A 15,463-nucleotide genomic window follows, 5' to 3' on the forward strand; every position below is an offset into this window, starting at 1 on the left:
CAGTCAAAGTTTCACAAAAGGTTACAGACGCCGCCTGCGGAGCCGCAGGCAATGTAGTAAGTTTGGCCGGTGAACATCATGCGAAGCACGCCTGCGCGGGTTGCGGGTAGCAGGCTTCAGAGGGTAGCGAATTGAACGATATGGCAAAGAATCTGATCCTGTGGTTGATCATCGCCGCCGTCCTGGTGACGGTCATGAACAACTTCTCCAGCCCCAACGAGCCGCAGACCCTCAACTATTCCGACTTCATCCAGCAGGTGAAGGACGGCAAGGTCGAACGCGTTGCGGTCGATGGCTATGTCATCACCGGCAAGCGCACCGATGGCGATGCCTTCAAGACCATCCGGCCCGCCATCCAGGACAACGGCCTGATCGGCGATCTGGTGGACAACAAGGTCGTGGTCGAAGGCAAGCAGCCTGAACAGCAAAGCATCTGGACCCAGCTCCTGGTGGCCAGCTTCCCGATCCTGGTGATCATCGCGGTGTTCATGTTCTTCATGCGCCAGATGCAGGGCGGGGCGGGCGGTAAGGGCGGCCCGATGAGTTTCGGCAAGAGCAAGGCGCGCCTGCTGTCCGAAGATCAGGTCAAGACCACTCTGGCTGACGTCGCCGGTTGCGACGAAGCCAAGGAAGAAGTTGGCGAGCTGGTCGAGTTCCTGCGCGACCCAGGCAAGTTCCAGCGCCTGGGCGGTCGTATCCCTCGTGGCGTGCTGATGGTCGGCCCGCCCGGTACCGGTAAGACGTTGCTGGCCAAGGCCATCGCCGGTGAAGCCAAGGTTCCGTTCTTCACCATTTCCGGTTCGGACTTCGTCGAGATGTTCGTCGGCGTCGGTGCCAGCCGTGTGCGTGACATGTTCGAGCAGGCCAAGAAGCATGCGCCCTGCATCATCTTCATCGACGAAATCGATGCCGTGGGTCGTCATCGTGGCGCTGGCATGGGTGGCGGTCACGACGAACGCGAGCAGACGCTCAACCAGTTGCTGGTCGAGATGGACGGTTTCGAAATGAATGACGGCATCATCGTCATTGCCGCGACCAACCGTCCTGACGTGCTCGACCCTGCGCTGCTGCGTCCAGGCCGCTTCGACCGTCAGGTCGTGGTAGGGCTGCCGGACATCCGCGGTCGCGAGCAGATTCTCAAGGTCCACATGAAGAAGGCGCCATTGGGCGACGACGTGAACCCTGCTGTCATCGCTCGCGGCACGCCAGGCTTCTCCGGTGCCGACCTGGCCAACCTGGTCAACGAGGCTTCGCTTTTCGCTGCCCGTAATGGCAAGCGCCTTGTCGAGATGAAAGAGTTCGAACTCGCCAAGGACAAGATCATGATGGGCGCCGAGCGCAAGACCATGGTCATGTCCGAGAAGGAAAAGCAGAACACTGCCTATCACGAAGCGGGCCACGCCATCGTTGGTCGCGTCGTGCCGGAGCACGATCCGGTCTACAAGGTCTCGATCATTCCCCGTGGTCGTGCCCTGGGTGTAACCATGTTCCTGCCTGAAGAGGATCGCTACAGCCTCTCCAAGCGTGCGCTGATTAGCCAGATCTGCTCGCTGTATGGCGGCCGTATCGCCGAAGAGATGACCTTGGGCTTCGATGGCGTCACCACCGGTGCCTCCAACGACATCATGCGTGCCAGCCAGATCGCCCGAAACATGGTGACCAAGTGGGGCCTGTCCGAGAAGCTCGGCCCATTGCTCTACGCCGAAGACGAAGACCAGGGCTACCTGGGTCGTGGCGGCGGTGGTGGCGCAGCAGCGGTATCGGGTGAAACCGCGAAAGTGATCGACTCCGAAGTGCGTAGCATCATCGACCAGTGCTACGGCACGGCCAAGCAGATCCTCACCGACAACCGCGACAAGCTGGACGCGATGGCAGATGCACTGATGAAGTACGAAACGATCGATGCCGATCAGATCGACGACATCATGGCCGGCCGTACGCCACGTGAGCCTCGCGACTGGTCCGGTGGTGGTTCGGGTCCTTCGGGCACCACCATCGCACCGGATCCGCGTCCTGAGACACCCATCGGTGGTCCAGCGGCCGAAGTCTGAAACAGACGTCACGCGCTTGATACCTAAGGTTTGACATGACCCCTTCGCAATACCCCACTCGGTTGCCTTGCGGCAACCGAGTTCTAGATCTGACCCAGACGCACGTCATGGGTATCCTCAATATCACTCCCGACTCTTTCTCCGATGGCGGCCGGTTCAACCAGCGCGATCTTGCCCTGCGTCATGCGCAGGCAATGTTCAAGGCAGGTGCGACTCTCATCGACATCGGTGGCGAGTCGACACGTCCGGGTGCTCGCCCGGTCTCCGTGGTCGAAGAGCTGGAGCGTGTCGCGCCATTGGTAGAAGCGATCAGCCGCGAACTCGATGTGATCATCTCCGTTGACACGTCCACTCCGGCCGTCATGCGCGAAAGTGCACGGCTTGGCGCTGGCCTGATCAACGATGTGCGTGCGCTACGCCGTGACGGCGCGCTGGACGCTGCGGCGGCCACCGGCCTGCCGGTTTGCCTGATGCACATGCAGGGCGAGCCTGGCACCATGCAGGATCATCCCCATTACGACGACCTGTTGGGCGAGGTGTCGAGCTTTTTGCTCGAACGAATGCAAGCCTGCGCTTCGGCAGGCATCCCGGCTGAGCGTATACTCCTCGACCCAGGCTTCGGCTTCGCCAAATCGCATGCGCACAACCTGAGCCTGTTCAAGCATATGCAGGCACTGCATGCGCTCGGGCGGCCCTTGCTGGTGGGCGTTTCGCGCAAGAGCATGGTTGGCCTGGCCCTGAACAAGCCCGTGACCGAGCGCCTCAACGGCAGCTTGGCCCTGGCTGCCCTGGCGATGACCAAGGGGGCAAAGATCCTGCGCGTCCACGATGTGGCCGAAACGATCGATGTCGTTCGGATGATCGCCGCCGTTGAAGCGGCCGAATAAGAATTACGGAGTACTTATGAGCAGGAAATATTTTGGCACCGACGGCATTCGTGGCCGTGTCGGCGAGTACCCGATCACCCCTGACTTCATGCTCAAGCTGGGCTGGGCGGCGGGCATGGCTTTCCGCAAGATGGGCGCCTGCCGCGTACTGGTCGGCAAGGACACGCGCATCTCCGGCTACATGTTCGAGTCCGCGCTGGAGGCCGGCTTGTCAGCGGCTGGCGCCGACGTGCTGCTGCTTGGCCCGATGCCAACGCCTGCCATTGCCTACCTGACGCGCACGTTCCACGCCGAGGCCGGTATCGTCATCAGCGCCTCGCACAATCCGCACGATGATAACGGCATCAAGTTCTTCTCCGGTCAGGGCACCAAACTGCCTGACGAAGTCGAATCGATGATCGAAGAGCTCATGGATGCACCCATGACCGTGGCCGAGTCCAGCAAGCTGGGCAAGGTTTCACGCATCAACGACGCGGCTGGTCGCTACATCGAATTCTGCAAGAGCAGTGTGCCTACCACCACCGATTTCGCCGGTCTCAAACTGGTGATCGATTGTGCGCATGGCGCCACTTACAAAGTTGCCCCCAACGTCTTTCGCGAGCTGGGTGCACAGGTCACGGTGCTGTCCGCAGCGCCCGACGGCCTGAACATCAACGACAACTGTGGCTCCACTCACATGGAAGCGCTGCAGGCTGCCGTACTGATCGGGCACGCGGACCTGGGCATCGCGTTCGACGGTGACGGCGACCGCGTCCTGATGGTCGACCATACCGGCGCTATCGTCGATGGCGACGACCTGCTGTTCATCATCGCCCGCGACCTTCAGGAGCGCGGCAAGCTGCACGGCGGTGTGGTGGGGACGCTGATGAGCAACCTGGGGCTGGAGTTGGCCTTCAAGGATCTCTCCATCCCGTTCGTGCGCGCCAGCGTCGGCGACCGCTACGTCATGGCCGAGCTCAAGGAGCGCGACTGGCAGCTGGGCGGCGAGAATTCCGGACACATCGTCTGTTGCCATCACACCACCACGGGTGACGCGATCATTGCTGCGTTGCAGGTGCTGCTGGCCCTCAAGCGTCGTGATGAAACCCTTGCCCATGCCCGCCAAGGGCTGCGCAAGTGCCCTCAGGTATTGGTCAACGTGCGCTTCGCCGGTGGCGACGTCAATCCGGTCGAGCATCCGTCGGTCAAGGAGGCGTGCGAGCGCGTCACCCAGGCCATGGGTGGCCGTGGGCGGGTGCTGTTGCGCAAGTCCGGTACCGAGCCGTTGGTGCGGGTAATGGTCGAAGGCGACGACGAAAAGGTCGTGCGTGGCTATGCCGATGAGCTTGCCAGACTGGTGAGTGAAGTTTGCGCCTGAATACGGCTTGCCAGTGAACGTTGCGTTGGGTAACATCTGCGCCCACTTTGATCGACGAGGTACAGCATGCGTCGCCCCATGGTAGCTGGTAACTGGAAAATGCATGGTACCCGCGCCAGCGTCGCTGAGCTGATCAAGGGTCTGTCTGATCAGTCCTTGCCCGACTCTGTCGAGGTTGCGGTGTTCCCACCTCTGCTGTTCATCGACCGTGTGGTCGAGGGTCTGCAGGGGAGCAAGGTCGCCGTCGGTGCTCAAAACTGCGCGGTTCAGGCCGAGCAGGGTGCGCTGACCGGTGAAACGGCTTCGAGCCAGTTGGTCGATGCCGGGTGTTCACTGGTACTGATCGGCCATTCCGAGCGTCGCCAGGTCATCGGCGAAGGTGAGCAGCAGCTGATCGAGAAATTCCGCGCCGCGCAAGCGGCCGGCCTGACGCCAGTGCTTTGCATAGGGGAAACCCTGGAAGAGCGCGAAGCCGGTCAGACATTGGATATTGTAGGTCGTCAGCTGGGCAGTGTGGTTACAGCCCTGGGTATCGAAGCGTTCATCCGTGCGGTGATCGCCTACGAACCGGTCTGGGCCATTGGCACCGGGCTGACGGCCACGCCGCAACAGGCTCAGGATGTGCACGCTGCCATCCGCGCCCAGTTGACGGCAGAAGATGCCAAGGTCGCACAAGCTGTGCGGCTGTTGTACGGCGGTAGCGTCAAAGCGGCCAATGCGGCCGAACTGTTCGGCATGCCGGATATCGATGGGGGCCTGATTGGTGGTGCTTCCCTGAATGCAGATGATTTCGGTGCGATCTGTCGCGCCGCGGGAAACTGAGAAAATGCTGGAAACAGTCGTAGTCGTTCTTCATCTGTTGGGTGCCCTGAGCGTCGTCGCTCTGGTTTTGCTGCAACAGGGTAAAGGTGCGGACGCTGGCGCGTCGTTCGGGGCAGGTGCATCAAATACTGTCTTCGGAAGCCAAGGTTCCTCTACCTTTCTTAGTAAGTTTACTGCTATACTTGCCGCCTGTTTCTTCATAACCAGCTTGGGGTTAGGTTACTTTGCTAAAGAGAAAGCTCAACAGCTGACTCAAGTAGGTTTGCCAGATCCAGCGGTTATCGAAGCACCACGGCAGAAGCCGGCTACAGATGATGTTCCGGTGCTTCAAGAGCAAAAGACCGATGCGGCTCCTGCTGCTGACGTTCCTCAGGCTCAAGAGCAAAAATGATTCTCGAAAGGGCATCAGGGTTACAAAAGCGGTAAGGGTTTCAAACGTTGTATTGCCGAGGTGGTGGAATTGGTAGACACGCAACCTTGAGGTGGTTGTGCCCATAGGGTGTAGGGGTTCGAGTCCCCTTCTCGGTACCAATTAGTAATCAGGAGAGCCCGCTGTTGCGGGCTTTCTTGTCGGTGGAAGCTTGGATTGACCCAAAACGGGTTCGGTCGTATACTTTCGCCCCAGCTTTGTCGCGGGATGGAGCAGTCTGGTAGCTCGTCGGGCTCATAACCCGAAGGTCGTTGGTTCAAATCCAGCTCCCGCAACCAGTTTTAGCAAGGCCCCTTTTCAAAGGGGCTTTTTGTTAGCTGGACAGTTCTTAGCGCCGGTATTCAACGGCGTATCCGGGATGGGCGCTTCGCCCATTTTTTATTTGCACAGCATGCACGAGGGGGTTCAGGTGTCGAGCAAGCTAGAACAGTTGCAGGCCTTGTTGGCCCCGGTGGTCGTGGCCCTAGGCTATGAATGCTGGGGTATTGAGTTTTCGGCTCAAGGCCGCCATTCACTTTTGCGTGTCTATATCGATAAAGAGGGCGGCGTGCTGGTGGACGACTGCGCCATCGTCAGCCGCCAGCTCAGTGGTGTGCTGGATGTCGAAGATCCCATCACGGTCGAATACACCCTTGAAGTTTCTTCTCCAGGCATGGAACGCCCGCTGTTCACCATCGAACAGTTTGCAGCGTACGCCGGAGCACAAGTAAAGATAAAGCTGCGCGCGCCTTTCGAAGGACGACGCAACTTTCAGGGCCTTCTCCACGGTGTGGAGGATCAGGATGTCGTGATTCGAGTAGACGAACACGAATTCCTGCTGCCGATCGATTCGATCGACAAGGCCAATATCATTCCCAGTTTTGACTGAGACGTGCCAGATACTGCGGGTCCCGCGGATCCAATGGCTTGCGAAAGGCGAGGCGTACGATGAGCAAAGAAGTACTGCTGGTTGTTGAGTCGGTATCCAATGAAAAGGGTGTACCGGCAGGCGTAATATTCGAAGCGCTGGAGATTGCTCTGGCGACCGCGACCAAGAAACGCTTCGAAGACGAAGTGGATCTTCGCGTGGAAATCAATCGCCACACCGGTTCCTATGAAACCTTCCGTCGCTGGACGGTCGTCGAGGAAGCCGATCTGGACGATCCGGCCATCGAAACCTGGCCGAGCAAGGTTGTATTGACCCATCCCGAAGCCAAGGTGGGTGATGTCATCGAAGAGAAGATCGACTCCATCGAGTTCGGTCGTATCGCTGCACAGACCGCCAAGCAGGTCATCGTGCAGAAGGTTCGCGAAGCCGAGCGCGCCCAGGTGGTCGACGCTTACCGCGAGCGTCTGGGCGAGATCATCTCGGGTACGGTCAAGAAAGTGACCCGTGACAATGTCATCGTCGACCTGGGCAACAACGCCGAGGCCCTGTTGGCTCGGGAAGATATCATTTCGCGGGAAACCTTCCGTGTCGGTGTGCGCTTGCGTGCACTGCTCAAGGAAATCCGTACCGAAAACCGTGGTCCTCAACTGATTCTTTCGCGCACCGTGCCGGAAATGCTCATCGAGCTGTTCCGCATCGAAGTGCCGGAAATCGCTGAAGGCCTCATTGAAGTCATGGCCGCATCCCGTGATCCGGGTTCGCGCGCCAAGATCGCCGTTCGCTCCAAGGACAAGCGCATCGACCCGCAGGGTGCCTGTATCGGCATGCGCGGATCGCGTGTGCAGGCTGTGTCCGGCGAGTTGGGCGGCGAGCGCGTCGACATCGTCCTCTGGGACGATAACCCGGCACAGTTCGTCATCAATGCCATGTCCCCGGCGGAAGTCGCGGCCATCATCGTCGACGAAGACGCCCATGCCATGGACATCGCCGTGGGCGCCGACAACCTGGCTCAGGCCATCGGTCGTGGCGGTCAGAACGTGCGTCTGGCCAGCCAGTTGACCGGCTGGACACTGAACGTGATGACCGAATCGGACATCCAGGCCAAGCAGCAAGCGGAAACCGGTGACATCCTGCGCAACTTCATCGATGAGCTGGAAGTCGATGAAGAACTGGCCCAGGTACTGGTTGACGAAGGTTTCACAAGCCTGGAAGAGATTGCCTACGTACCGTTGGAAGAGATGCTCAACATCGACGGCTTTGACGAAGATATCGTCAACGAGCTTCGCGCTCGGGCCAAGGATCGCTTGTTGACCAAAGCCATCGCTACAGAGGAAAAGCTGGCAGACGCCCATCCGGCCGAAGACCTGCTCTCGCTTGAGGGTATGGACAAGGATTTGGCGATGGAACTGGCGGTGCGCGGCGTAGTTACCCGCGAAGACCTGGCCGAGCAGTCGATTGACGACCTGCTCGACATCGACGGCATTGACCAAGATCGTGCCGGCAAGTTGATCATGGCCGCCCGAGCCCATTGGTTCGAGTAATTGGCGCGGCCTGAGGAGAGAAGTGCATGACGCAAGTCACGGTGAAAGAATTGGCCCAAGAGGTCGCCGCACCGGTAGAGCGCCTGCTTCAGCAGATGCGTGAGGCAGGTCTGCCGCACACCGACGCCGGACAAGTTGTGACCGACAATGAGAAGCAGGCTCTGCTGGCTCATTTGAAAAGCAGCCACAAGGCGAAAGCGGAAGAACCGCGCAAGATTACCTTGCAGCGCAAGACCCAAAGCACCCTGCGTGTGGCCGGTAGCAAGAGCATCAGCGTAGAAGTACGCAAGAAGAAAGTATTCGTTCAGCGCAGCCCGGAAGAAATCCAGGCCGAGCAGAAGCGTGAGCTCGAAGAGCGTCGCGCAGCGGAAAATGCTGCCCGTCAGAAGGCTGAGCAGGAAGCCCGTTCGCGTGCCGAAGAAGAAGCACGCAAGCAGCCTGGCAGCACCGTTCAGGCGGACGCCCCTGCCGCACCGGCGCCAGCTCCATCGGCGCCGAGCGTCGATGTGGCTGCCGTTGCTCCGGCACCGGCGCCCGAGCGCAAGAAGGAAGAGCCTCGTCGTCCCGACAAGCCGCGCAACGACGACCGTCGCAGCGGCAGTGGCAATAGTGATGGCGAGCGCAAGAACCAGCCTCACCGTGCCACCGTCAAGGAGAAGGCTCCGACTCCGCGCGCCGCGCCTCGTACCACCGACGAAGAAAGCGATGGCTTCCGTCGTGGCGGTCGTGGCAAGGGCAAGCTGAAGAAGCGCAACGCCCACGGCTTCCAGAGCCCTACCGGTCCTCTGGTGCGTGACGTGAAAATCGGCGAGACCATCTCTGTCGGCGATCTCGCTGCACAGATGTCGGTCAAGGCTGCCGAGATCATCAAGTTCATGTTCAAGCTGGGCACTCCGGCCACCATCAACCAGGTGCTGGATCAGGAAACTGCTCAGCTGGTTGCCGAGGAGCTGGGCCACAAGGTGACCCTGGTCAGCGACACCGCCCTGGAAGATTCCCTGGCCGAATCGCTGAAGTTCGAAGGTGAAGCCTTCGCTCGTGCTCCGGTCGTGACCGTCATGGGCCACGTTGACCACGGCAAGACCTCGCTGCTCGACTACATCCGTCGTGCCAAGGTCGCTGCTGGTGAAGCCGGCGGCATTACCCAGCACATCGGTGCCTACCACGTTGAAACCGAGCGCGGCATGGTCACCTTCCTCGACACCCCGGGCCACGCCGCGTTTACCGCGATGCGTGCCCGTGGTGCCAAGGCGACGGACATCGTGATCCTGGTGGTCGCGGCGGACGACGGCGTGATGCCGCAAACCATCGAAGCCGTTCAGCATGCGAAAGCCGCTGGCGTGCCACTGGTGGTCGCGGTGAACAAGATCGACAAGCCGGGTGCCGACCTGGACCGTATCCGCAGCGAGCTGTCGGTTCACGGTGTGACTTCCGAAGAGTGGGGCGGCGACACCCCGTTCGTACCGGTTTCGGCCAAGCAAGGTACGGGCGTCGACGAATTGCTCGAAGCTGTGTTGCTGCAGGCTGAAGTACTGGAATTGACCGCAACGCCTTCGGCTCCTGGCCGTGGTGTGGTCGTCGAATCGCGCCTGGACAAGGGCCGCGGTCCGGTAGCCACCGTGCTGGTTCAGGACGGTACGCTGCGTCAGGGCGACATGGTGCTGGTCGGTTCGAACTACGGCCGTGTACGGGCCATGCTCGACGAGAACGGCAAGCCGATCAAGGAAGCCGGTCCGGCCATCCCGGTCGAGATCCTGGGCCTTGACGGTACCCCGGATGCTGGCGACGAGATGAGCGTGGTTGCCGACGAGAAGAAAGCCCGTGAAGTGGCTCTGTTCCGTCAAGGCAAGTTCCGCGAAGTCAAGCTGGCCCGTGCTCACGCCGGCAAGCTGGAAAACATCTTCGAGAACATGGGCCAGGAAGAGAAGAAGACGCTCAACATCGTCCTCAAATCCGACGTCCGTGGATCGCTGGAAGCGTTGCAGGGCGCCTTGAACGGCCTGGGCAACGACGAAGTGCAGGTGCGTGTGGTCGGTGGCGGCGTCGGTGGTATCACCGAATCCGATGCCAACCTGGCCCTGGCTTCGACAGCGGTACTGTTCGGCTTCAACGTGCGGGCCGATGCTGGCGCGCGCAAGATCGTCGAGCAGGAAGGTCTGGATATGCGTTACTACAACGTGATCTACGACATCATCGAAGATGTCAAGAAAGCCCTGACCGGTATGCTCGGCAGCGATGTTCGCGAGAACATCCTGGGTATCGCCGAAGTGCGTGACGTGTTCCGTTCGCCGAAGTTCGGTGCGATCGCCGGCTGCATGGTCATCGAGGGTGTGGTCTTCCGCAACCGTCCGATCCGTGTACTGCGCGAAGACATCGTGATCTTCGAAGGCGAGCTGGAATCGCTGCGTCGCTTCAAGGACGATGCGTCCGAAGTGCGTGCCGGCATGGAATGCGGTATCGGCGTCAAGAGCTACAACGACGTCAAGGTCGGTGACAAGATCGAAGTCTTCGAGAAAGTCCAAGTGGCTCGTACCCTCTAAGCCGCGACCTCCAGGAACCGGTCCGGCCATCGCCGGGCAGGTTCTAAACGCAACGCCCGATCCGGCCCAGCCTGATCGGGCGTTTGCCGCTCTAGTTACAGGTAATGAAACATGGCAAAAGAATACAGCCGTACCCAGCGCATCGGCGATCAGATGCAGCGCGAGCTGGCGCAACTGATCCGTCGCGAAGTCAAGGATCCACGCGTCGGCCTGGTCACCATCACGGCGGTGGAAGTCAGCCGCGATGTCGGCCATGCCAAGGTGTTCATCACCGTCATGGGTCAGGACAGCGCTGCCGATATCGCCCAGAGCATCAAGGTGCTGAACTCGGCCGCCGGCTTCCTGCGCATGCAGTTGGCCAAGGAAATGAAGCTGCGCAGCGTGCCGCAACTGCATTTCCACTACGACGAAAGCGTGAGCCGTGGCGCTCATCTCTCGGCGTTGATCGAGCGTGCCGTGGCCGAAGACAGCCAGCATCACGCAGACGATTCGGCCGAAGAGTCCAAGGAGTAATCCCGGTGGCTCAGGTCAAGCGTATCCGTCGCAACGTCAGTGGCATCATCCTGCTGGACAAGCCACTGGGGTTCACTTCCAACGCCGCTTTGCAGAAAGTGCGCTGGCTGCTCAATGCCGAGAAGGCCGGTCATACCGGCAGTCTCGACCCCTTGGCTACCGGCGTGCTGCCGCTGTGCTTTGGCGAGGCGACCAAATTCTCCCAGTACCTGCTCGACTCCGACAAGGGCTATGAGACATTGGCCCAGTTGGGCAAGACCACGACCACGGCCGATGCCGAGGGCGAGGTTCTGCAGACCCGCGAGGTGACCGTCGGTCAGTCCGACATCGAAGCCGTGTTGCCTCGATTCCGCGGGCAGATCAGCCAGGTACCGCCGATGTACTCGGCGCTCAAGCGTGACGGCCAGCCGCTCTACAAACTGGCGCGTGCCGGTGAAGTAGTGGAGCGCGAGCCGCGTTCTGTTACTATTGCGCGGCTCGAATTGCTTGGCTGCGAGCAGACCACCGCGCGGTTCGCCGTGGACTGCAGCAAAGGCACCTACATTCGGACCCTGGTCGAGGACATCGGCGAGGCGTTGGGGTGTGGTGCGTACGTCGCCGAGCTGCGTCGGACCCAGGCGGGCCCGTTCAGCCTGGCGCAAACCGTGACGCTCGAAGAGCTTGAAGCGGTGCATGCCGAGGGCGGAAACGAGGCGGTGGACAAGTTTCTGCTGCCATCGGACAGCGGCCTGCAGGATTGGCCACTGCTTCAATTCTCGGAGCACAGTGCGTTCTACTGGCTTCATGGCCAGCCGGTAAGGGCCCCGGAAGCCCCCAAGTTCGGCATGGTGCGGGTACAGGATCACAATGGTCGCTTCATCGGTATCGGTGAAGTGAGCGAAGACGGGCGCATTGCGCCGCGTCGCTTGATTCGGTCGGAATGACCGATCCCGGTCGTCACGGTGTTCGTGACGGCTGGTCGAGGACGGCTGTCAACAGGCACGGTCGCACCTCTTCTCATGAATACAGGGTTCTGCCCTGGCCTGTTGGGCACTGCATGCAGTGCCCTTGATAGTGGAGATGCCTCATGGCTCTTAGCGTTGAAGACAAAGCTCAAATCGTTGCCGACTACCAGCAAGCCGTTGGTGATACCGGTTCGCCAGAAGTGCAGGTTGCACTGCTGACGCACAACATCAACAAGCTGCAGGGTCACTTCAAGGCCAACGGCAAAGACCACCACTCGCGTCGTGGTCTGATCCGCATGGTCAACCAGCGCCGCAAGCTGCTGGACTACCTGAAGGGCAAGGACGTCACCCGTTACAGCGCCCTGATCGGTCGTCTGGGTCTGCGTCGCTAATAGCGGCTCGACACGCGGTGACAAGCGTGGTTCGCCATGTTCGCAGGCCTGGGCACAAGCTCGGGCCTGCGAGGGCGCCACGCGCAATCCTGAGGTTGGTTGTCTGTCGTACCCCAGCGGGTTTCTCGCAGGGGCGGGCAGGCTCCCAGCCTCAAGTTGTATCTGGACGGTCAACGGGGCCGATTCCCCGCTCTGCCCAAGAATTTCGCAAGAAACCAGTTCCCCCAAGAGCCAACAGAAGGTAGGAAACCGTGAACCCGGTAATCAAGACGTTTCAATTCGGTCAATCGACCGTAACCCTCGAAACGGGCCGCATTGCCCGTCAAGCCTCCGGCGCCGTACTGGTCACCGTCGATAACGACGTGACTGTGCTGGTCACCGTGGTAGGTGCCAAGCAAGCCGATCCAGGCAAAGGCTTTTTCCCGCTGTCCGTGCACTACCAGGAAAAGACCTACGCTGCCGGCAAGATCCCCGGTGGTTTCTTCAAGCGTGAAGGCCGTCCTTCCGAAAAAGAAACCCTGACTTCGCGTTTGATCGATCGCCCGATCCGCCCCCTGTTCCCAGAAGGCTTCATGAACGAAGTGCAGGTCGTCTGCACCGTCGTTTCCACCAGCAAGAAAACCGATCCGGACATCGCTGCGATGATCGGTACCTCCGCAGCTCTGGCTATTTCCGGCATTCCGTTCGATGGTCCGATCGGCGCTGCGCGCGTGGCTTTCCACGAGAGCACTGGCTACCTGCTGAACCCGACCTACGAGCAGCAGCAGGCGTCGAGCCTGGACATGGTCGTGGCCGGTACCAAAGACGCCGTGCTGATGGTTGAATCGGAAGCCAAAGAGCTGACCGAAGACCAGATGCTGGGCGCTGTGCTGTTCGCCCACGACGAGTTCCAGTCGGTCATCAAGGCCGTTGGCGAGCTGGCTGCCGAAGCCGCCAAGCCTACCTGGAGCTGGACGCCGAAAGCCTGGAACACCGAGCTGCTCGGCGCGATCCGTGGCGAATTCGGCGACGCCGTTTCCCAGGCCTACACCATCACCGTCAAGGCCGATCGCTACGCCAAGCTGGGCGAGCTGCGTGAGCAGGTAATTGCCAAGTTCTCCGGCGAAGAAGGTCAGCCGACCGCAGCCGAAGTGAAGGAAATCTTCGGCGAGATCGAGTACCGCACCGTTCGCGAAAACATCGTCAACGGCAAGCCACGCATCGACGGTCGCGACACCAAGACCGTGCGTCCGCTGAACATTGAAGTCGGTGTACTGCCCAAGACCCACGGTTCGGCCCTGTTCACCCGTGGTGAAACCCAGGCGCTGGTCGTCGCGACCCTGGGCACCGCCCGCGACGCGCAGTTGCTGGACACCCTGGAAGGCGAGAAGAAAGACCCCTTCATGCTGCACTACAACTTCCCTCCGTTCTCGGTGGGCGAGTGTGGTCGCATGGGCGGTGCAGGCCGTCGCGAAATCGGTCACGGCCGTCTGGCCCGTCGTTCGGTACAGGCCATGCTGCCCGCCGCCGACGTGTTCCCGTACACCATCCGCGTGGTATCGGAGATCACCGAGTCCAACGGTTCAAGCTCCATGGCGTCGGTCTGCGGTGCTTCCCTGGCCCTGATGGACGCCGGTGTGCCGATGAAGGCGCCGGTGGCCGGTATCGCCATGGGTCTGGTCAAGGAAGGCGAGAAGTTCGCCATCCTGACCGACATCCTGGGTGACGAAGACCACCTGGGCGACATGGACTTCAAGGTCGCCGGTACGGCCAAGGGCGTCACTGCGCTGCAGATGGACATCAAGATCAACGGCATCACCGAAGAGATCATGGAAATCGCCCTGGGCCAGGCTCTGGAAGCGCGCCTGAACATCCTCGGTCAGATGAACCAGATCATCGGTACCTCGCGTACCGAGCTGTCGGAAAACGCTCCGACCATGATCGCCATGAAGATCGACACCGACAAGATCCGCGACGTGATCGGCAAGGGTGGCGCAACCATCCGTGCCATCTGCGAGGAAACCAAGGCTTCGATCGACATCGAAGACGATGGCTCGATCAAGATCTTCGGCGAGTCCAAGGAAGCCGCTGAAGCTGCTCGTCAGCGCGTTCTGGGCATCACCGCAGAAGCCGAGATCGGCAAGATCTACGTCGGCAAGGTCGAGCGCATCGTCGACTTCGGTGCATTCGTCAACATCCTGCCGGGCAAGGACGGTCTGGTTCACATCTCCATGCTCAGCGATGCACGCGTAGAGAAAGTGACCGACATCCTCAAGGAAGGTCAGGAAGTCGAAGTACTGGTGCTGGACGTCGACAACCGCGGCCGTATCAAGCTGTCCATCAAGGACGTTGCTGCTGCCAAGGCCTCGGGCGTCTAAACCCGCGGGTGTGAAGAAAGAGCCCTTCGGGGCTCTTTTTTTTCGCCTTGGAGTTCACTGAGTAGCGGTTAAAAAGCTGAAAGCTCTGCAGGTGAAAGATTGAAGTGAGCAGGGAACTTTTGCGGACTTGCAACTTGCACGCAAAAAACTGTACGAGCGTGCAAACTGCACGATAGTACGGTTTTCGGAGAATTATAAGTTATTGATTTTTAAGTCTTTTATAGCGAGAAGCAGGTTGGCATGACGCCTGCAATATCCCTGTCACCTGCCACCAAGACATTAAATGGTCGCAGACCTTTTCAAAAAACAGGAGTGAATCGTATGAAGAAGTTCGCTATTGCTGCCGCTACTGCTACCGCGCTGACCCTGACCATGGCCAACGCTGCTTTCGCTCAACAGTCCACCCAGGCTCCTATGGTGGTTGCTGCTGGTGAAGTTACTCACGCCAAAGAAGCAACTTCCGACACTTGGATCACCACCAAGGTCAAATCCGATCTGGTCACCGAGAAAGGCATTCCAGGCACCGACATCAAGGTAGAAACCAACAAAGGCGTGGTTTCCCTGTCGTCGACCGTCGCTGTGACTGAAGCACAGAAGGCTACTGCCGTGCGTATCACCAAGGCAATCAAAGGCGTGAAAGCTGTTTCCGCCGATGGCCTGAAAGCCGAGTAAGTTTCATGCGAAGGCCACAGGGATGTGGCCACTCAAAGCCCCGGCGTGCTGCGCCGGGGCTTTTTTATGCCCGCGAATTGGATACCAAT

General features: G+C 60.0%; 13 protein-coding genes and 2 tRNA genes. All 15 read left to right on the forward strand.

All coding sequences use genetic code 11. The features are described 5' to 3' along the window. Positions 1-140: 140 nt before the first annotated feature. Positions 141-2,051 carry an ATP-dependent zinc metalloprotease FtsH gene (ftsH, locus tag QMX89_RS15690; protein ID WP_049858666.1) on the forward strand — a complete coding sequence of 637 codons (1,911 nt, stop codon included), beginning with the start codon at positions 141-143 and terminating at the stop codon, positions 2,049-2,051. Between the two features lie 35 nt (positions 2,052-2,086). Further along, positions 2,087-2,938, forward strand: a complete 852-nt coding sequence (gene folP / locus QMX89_RS15695) for a dihydropteroate synthase (protein WP_282348895.1) — start codon at positions 2,087-2,089, stop codon at positions 2,936-2,938. Positions 2,939-2,954: 16 nt separating this feature from the next. Continuing rightward, entirely contained in the window at positions 2,955-4,295 is a 1,341-nt protein-coding gene (glmM, locus tag QMX89_RS15700) for a phosphoglucosamine mutase (RefSeq protein WP_049858668.1), read from the forward strand. A gap of 66 nt (positions 4,296-4,361) precedes the next feature. After that, the gene (gene tpiA / locus QMX89_RS15705) at positions 4,362-5,117 is read left to right on the forward strand and encodes a triose-phosphate isomerase (protein WP_122743199.1); all 756 of its coding nucleotides are present in this window, start codon (positions 4,362-4,364) and stop codon (positions 5,115-5,117) included. 4 nt (positions 5,118-5,121) lie between these two features. Next, positions 5,122-5,508, forward strand: a complete 387-nt coding sequence (gene secG / locus QMX89_RS15710) for a preprotein translocase subunit SecG (protein ID WP_082223522.1) — start codon at positions 5,122-5,124, stop codon at positions 5,506-5,508. 54 nt (positions 5,509-5,562) lie between these two features. Further along, a tRNA-Leu gene (locus QMX89_RS15715) sits at positions 5,563-5,648 on the forward strand. A 100-nt stretch (positions 5,649-5,748) separates the two neighbouring features. Next, positions 5,749-5,825: transfer RNA gene (locus tag QMX89_RS15720), tRNA-Met, on the forward strand. 131 nt (positions 5,826-5,956) lie between these two features. Further along, a complete protein-coding gene (gene rimP / locus QMX89_RS15725) occupies positions 5,957-6,415 on the forward strand; it encodes a ribosome maturation factor RimP (RefSeq protein ID WP_049858705.1) in 459 nt (152 codons plus the stop codon). A 59-nt stretch (positions 6,416-6,474) separates the two neighbouring features. After that, positions 6,475-7,956 carry a transcription termination factor NusA gene (gene nusA / locus QMX89_RS15730; RefSeq protein WP_282348897.1) on the forward strand — a complete coding sequence of 494 codons (1,482 nt, stop codon included), beginning with the start codon at positions 6,475-6,477 and terminating at the stop codon, positions 7,954-7,956. 26 nt (positions 7,957-7,982) lie between these two features. Then, the gene (gene infB, locus QMX89_RS15735; RefSeq protein WP_056845242.1) at positions 7,983-10,496 is read left to right on the forward strand and encodes a translation initiation factor IF-2; all 2,514 of its coding nucleotides are present in this window, start codon (positions 7,983-7,985) and stop codon (positions 10,494-10,496) included. A 111-nt stretch (positions 10,497-10,607) separates the two neighbouring features. Next, positions 10,608-11,009 (forward strand): 30S ribosome-binding factor RbfA, encoded by a 402-nt coding sequence (gene rbfA / locus QMX89_RS15740; RefSeq protein WP_049858671.1) that lies wholly within the window; start codon positions 10,608-10,610, stop codon positions 11,007-11,009. A 5-nt stretch (positions 11,010-11,014) separates the two neighbouring features. Continuing rightward, the gene (gene truB, locus QMX89_RS15745) at positions 11,015-11,932 is read left to right on the forward strand and encodes a tRNA pseudouridine(55) synthase TruB (protein ID WP_049858672.1); all 918 of its coding nucleotides are present in this window, start codon (positions 11,015-11,017) and stop codon (positions 11,930-11,932) included. 143 nt (positions 11,933-12,075) lie between these two features. Next, positions 12,076-12,345, forward strand: a complete 270-nt coding sequence (rpsO, locus tag QMX89_RS15750; RefSeq protein ID WP_043190760.1) for a 30S ribosomal protein S15 — start codon at positions 12,076-12,078, stop codon at positions 12,343-12,345. 251 nt (positions 12,346-12,596) lie between these two features. Beyond that, positions 12,597-14,702 carry a polyribonucleotide nucleotidyltransferase gene (gene pnp, locus QMX89_RS15755; RefSeq protein WP_049858673.1) on the forward strand — a complete coding sequence of 702 codons (2,106 nt, stop codon included), beginning with the start codon at positions 12,597-12,599 and terminating at the stop codon, positions 14,700-14,702. 321 nt (positions 14,703-15,023) lie between these two features. Continuing rightward, on the forward strand, positions 15,024-15,374 hold the full coding sequence (locus QMX89_RS15760; RefSeq protein ID WP_043190755.1) for a BON domain-containing protein: 351 nt from the start codon (positions 15,024-15,026) through the stop codon (positions 15,372-15,374). Positions 15,375-15,463 lie beyond the last annotated feature (89 nt).

The sequence above is a fragment of the Pseudomonas sp. PS01301 genome (assembly GCF_029960215.1).
Lineage (GTDB): Bacteria > Pseudomonadota > Gammaproteobacteria > Pseudomonadales > Pseudomonadaceae > Aquipseudomonas > Aquipseudomonas coleopterorum.

What these genes read in the sequence shown, in the direction of transcription:
- ftsH (WP_049858666.1), top strand. Translation starts at nt 141, where the DNA reads ATGGCAAAGAATCTGATCCTGTGGTTGATCATCGCCGCCGTCCTGGTG.
- folP (WP_282348895.1), top strand. Translation starts at nt 2,087, where the DNA reads ATGACCCCTTCGCAATACCCCACTCGGTTGCCTTGCGGCAACCGAGTT.
- glmM (WP_049858668.1), top strand. Translation starts at nt 2,955, where the DNA reads ATGAGCAGGAAATATTTTGGCACCGACGGCATTCGTGGCCGTGTCGGC.
- tpiA (WP_122743199.1), top strand. Translation starts at nt 4,362, where the DNA reads ATGCGTCGCCCCATGGTAGCTGGTAACTGGAAAATGCATGGTACCCGC.
- secG (WP_082223522.1), top strand. Translation starts at nt 5,122, where the DNA reads ATGCTGGAAACAGTCGTAGTCGTTCTTCATCTGTTGGGTGCCCTGAGC.
- nusA (WP_282348897.1), top strand. Translation starts at nt 6,475, where the DNA reads ATGAGCAAAGAAGTACTGCTGGTTGTTGAGTCGGTATCCAATGAAAAG.
- infB (WP_056845242.1), top strand. Translation starts at nt 7,983, where the DNA reads ATGACGCAAGTCACGGTGAAAGAATTGGCCCAAGAGGTCGCCGCACCG.
- rbfA (WP_049858671.1), top strand. Translation starts at nt 10,608, where the DNA reads ATGGCAAAAGAATACAGCCGTACCCAGCGCATCGGCGATCAGATGCAG.
- rpsO (WP_043190760.1), top strand. Translation starts at nt 12,076, where the DNA reads ATGGCTCTTAGCGTTGAAGACAAAGCTCAAATCGTTGCCGACTACCAG.
- QMX89_RS15760 (WP_043190755.1), top strand. Translation starts at nt 15,024, where the DNA reads ATGAAGAAGTTCGCTATTGCTGCCGCTACTGCTACCGCGCTGACCCTG.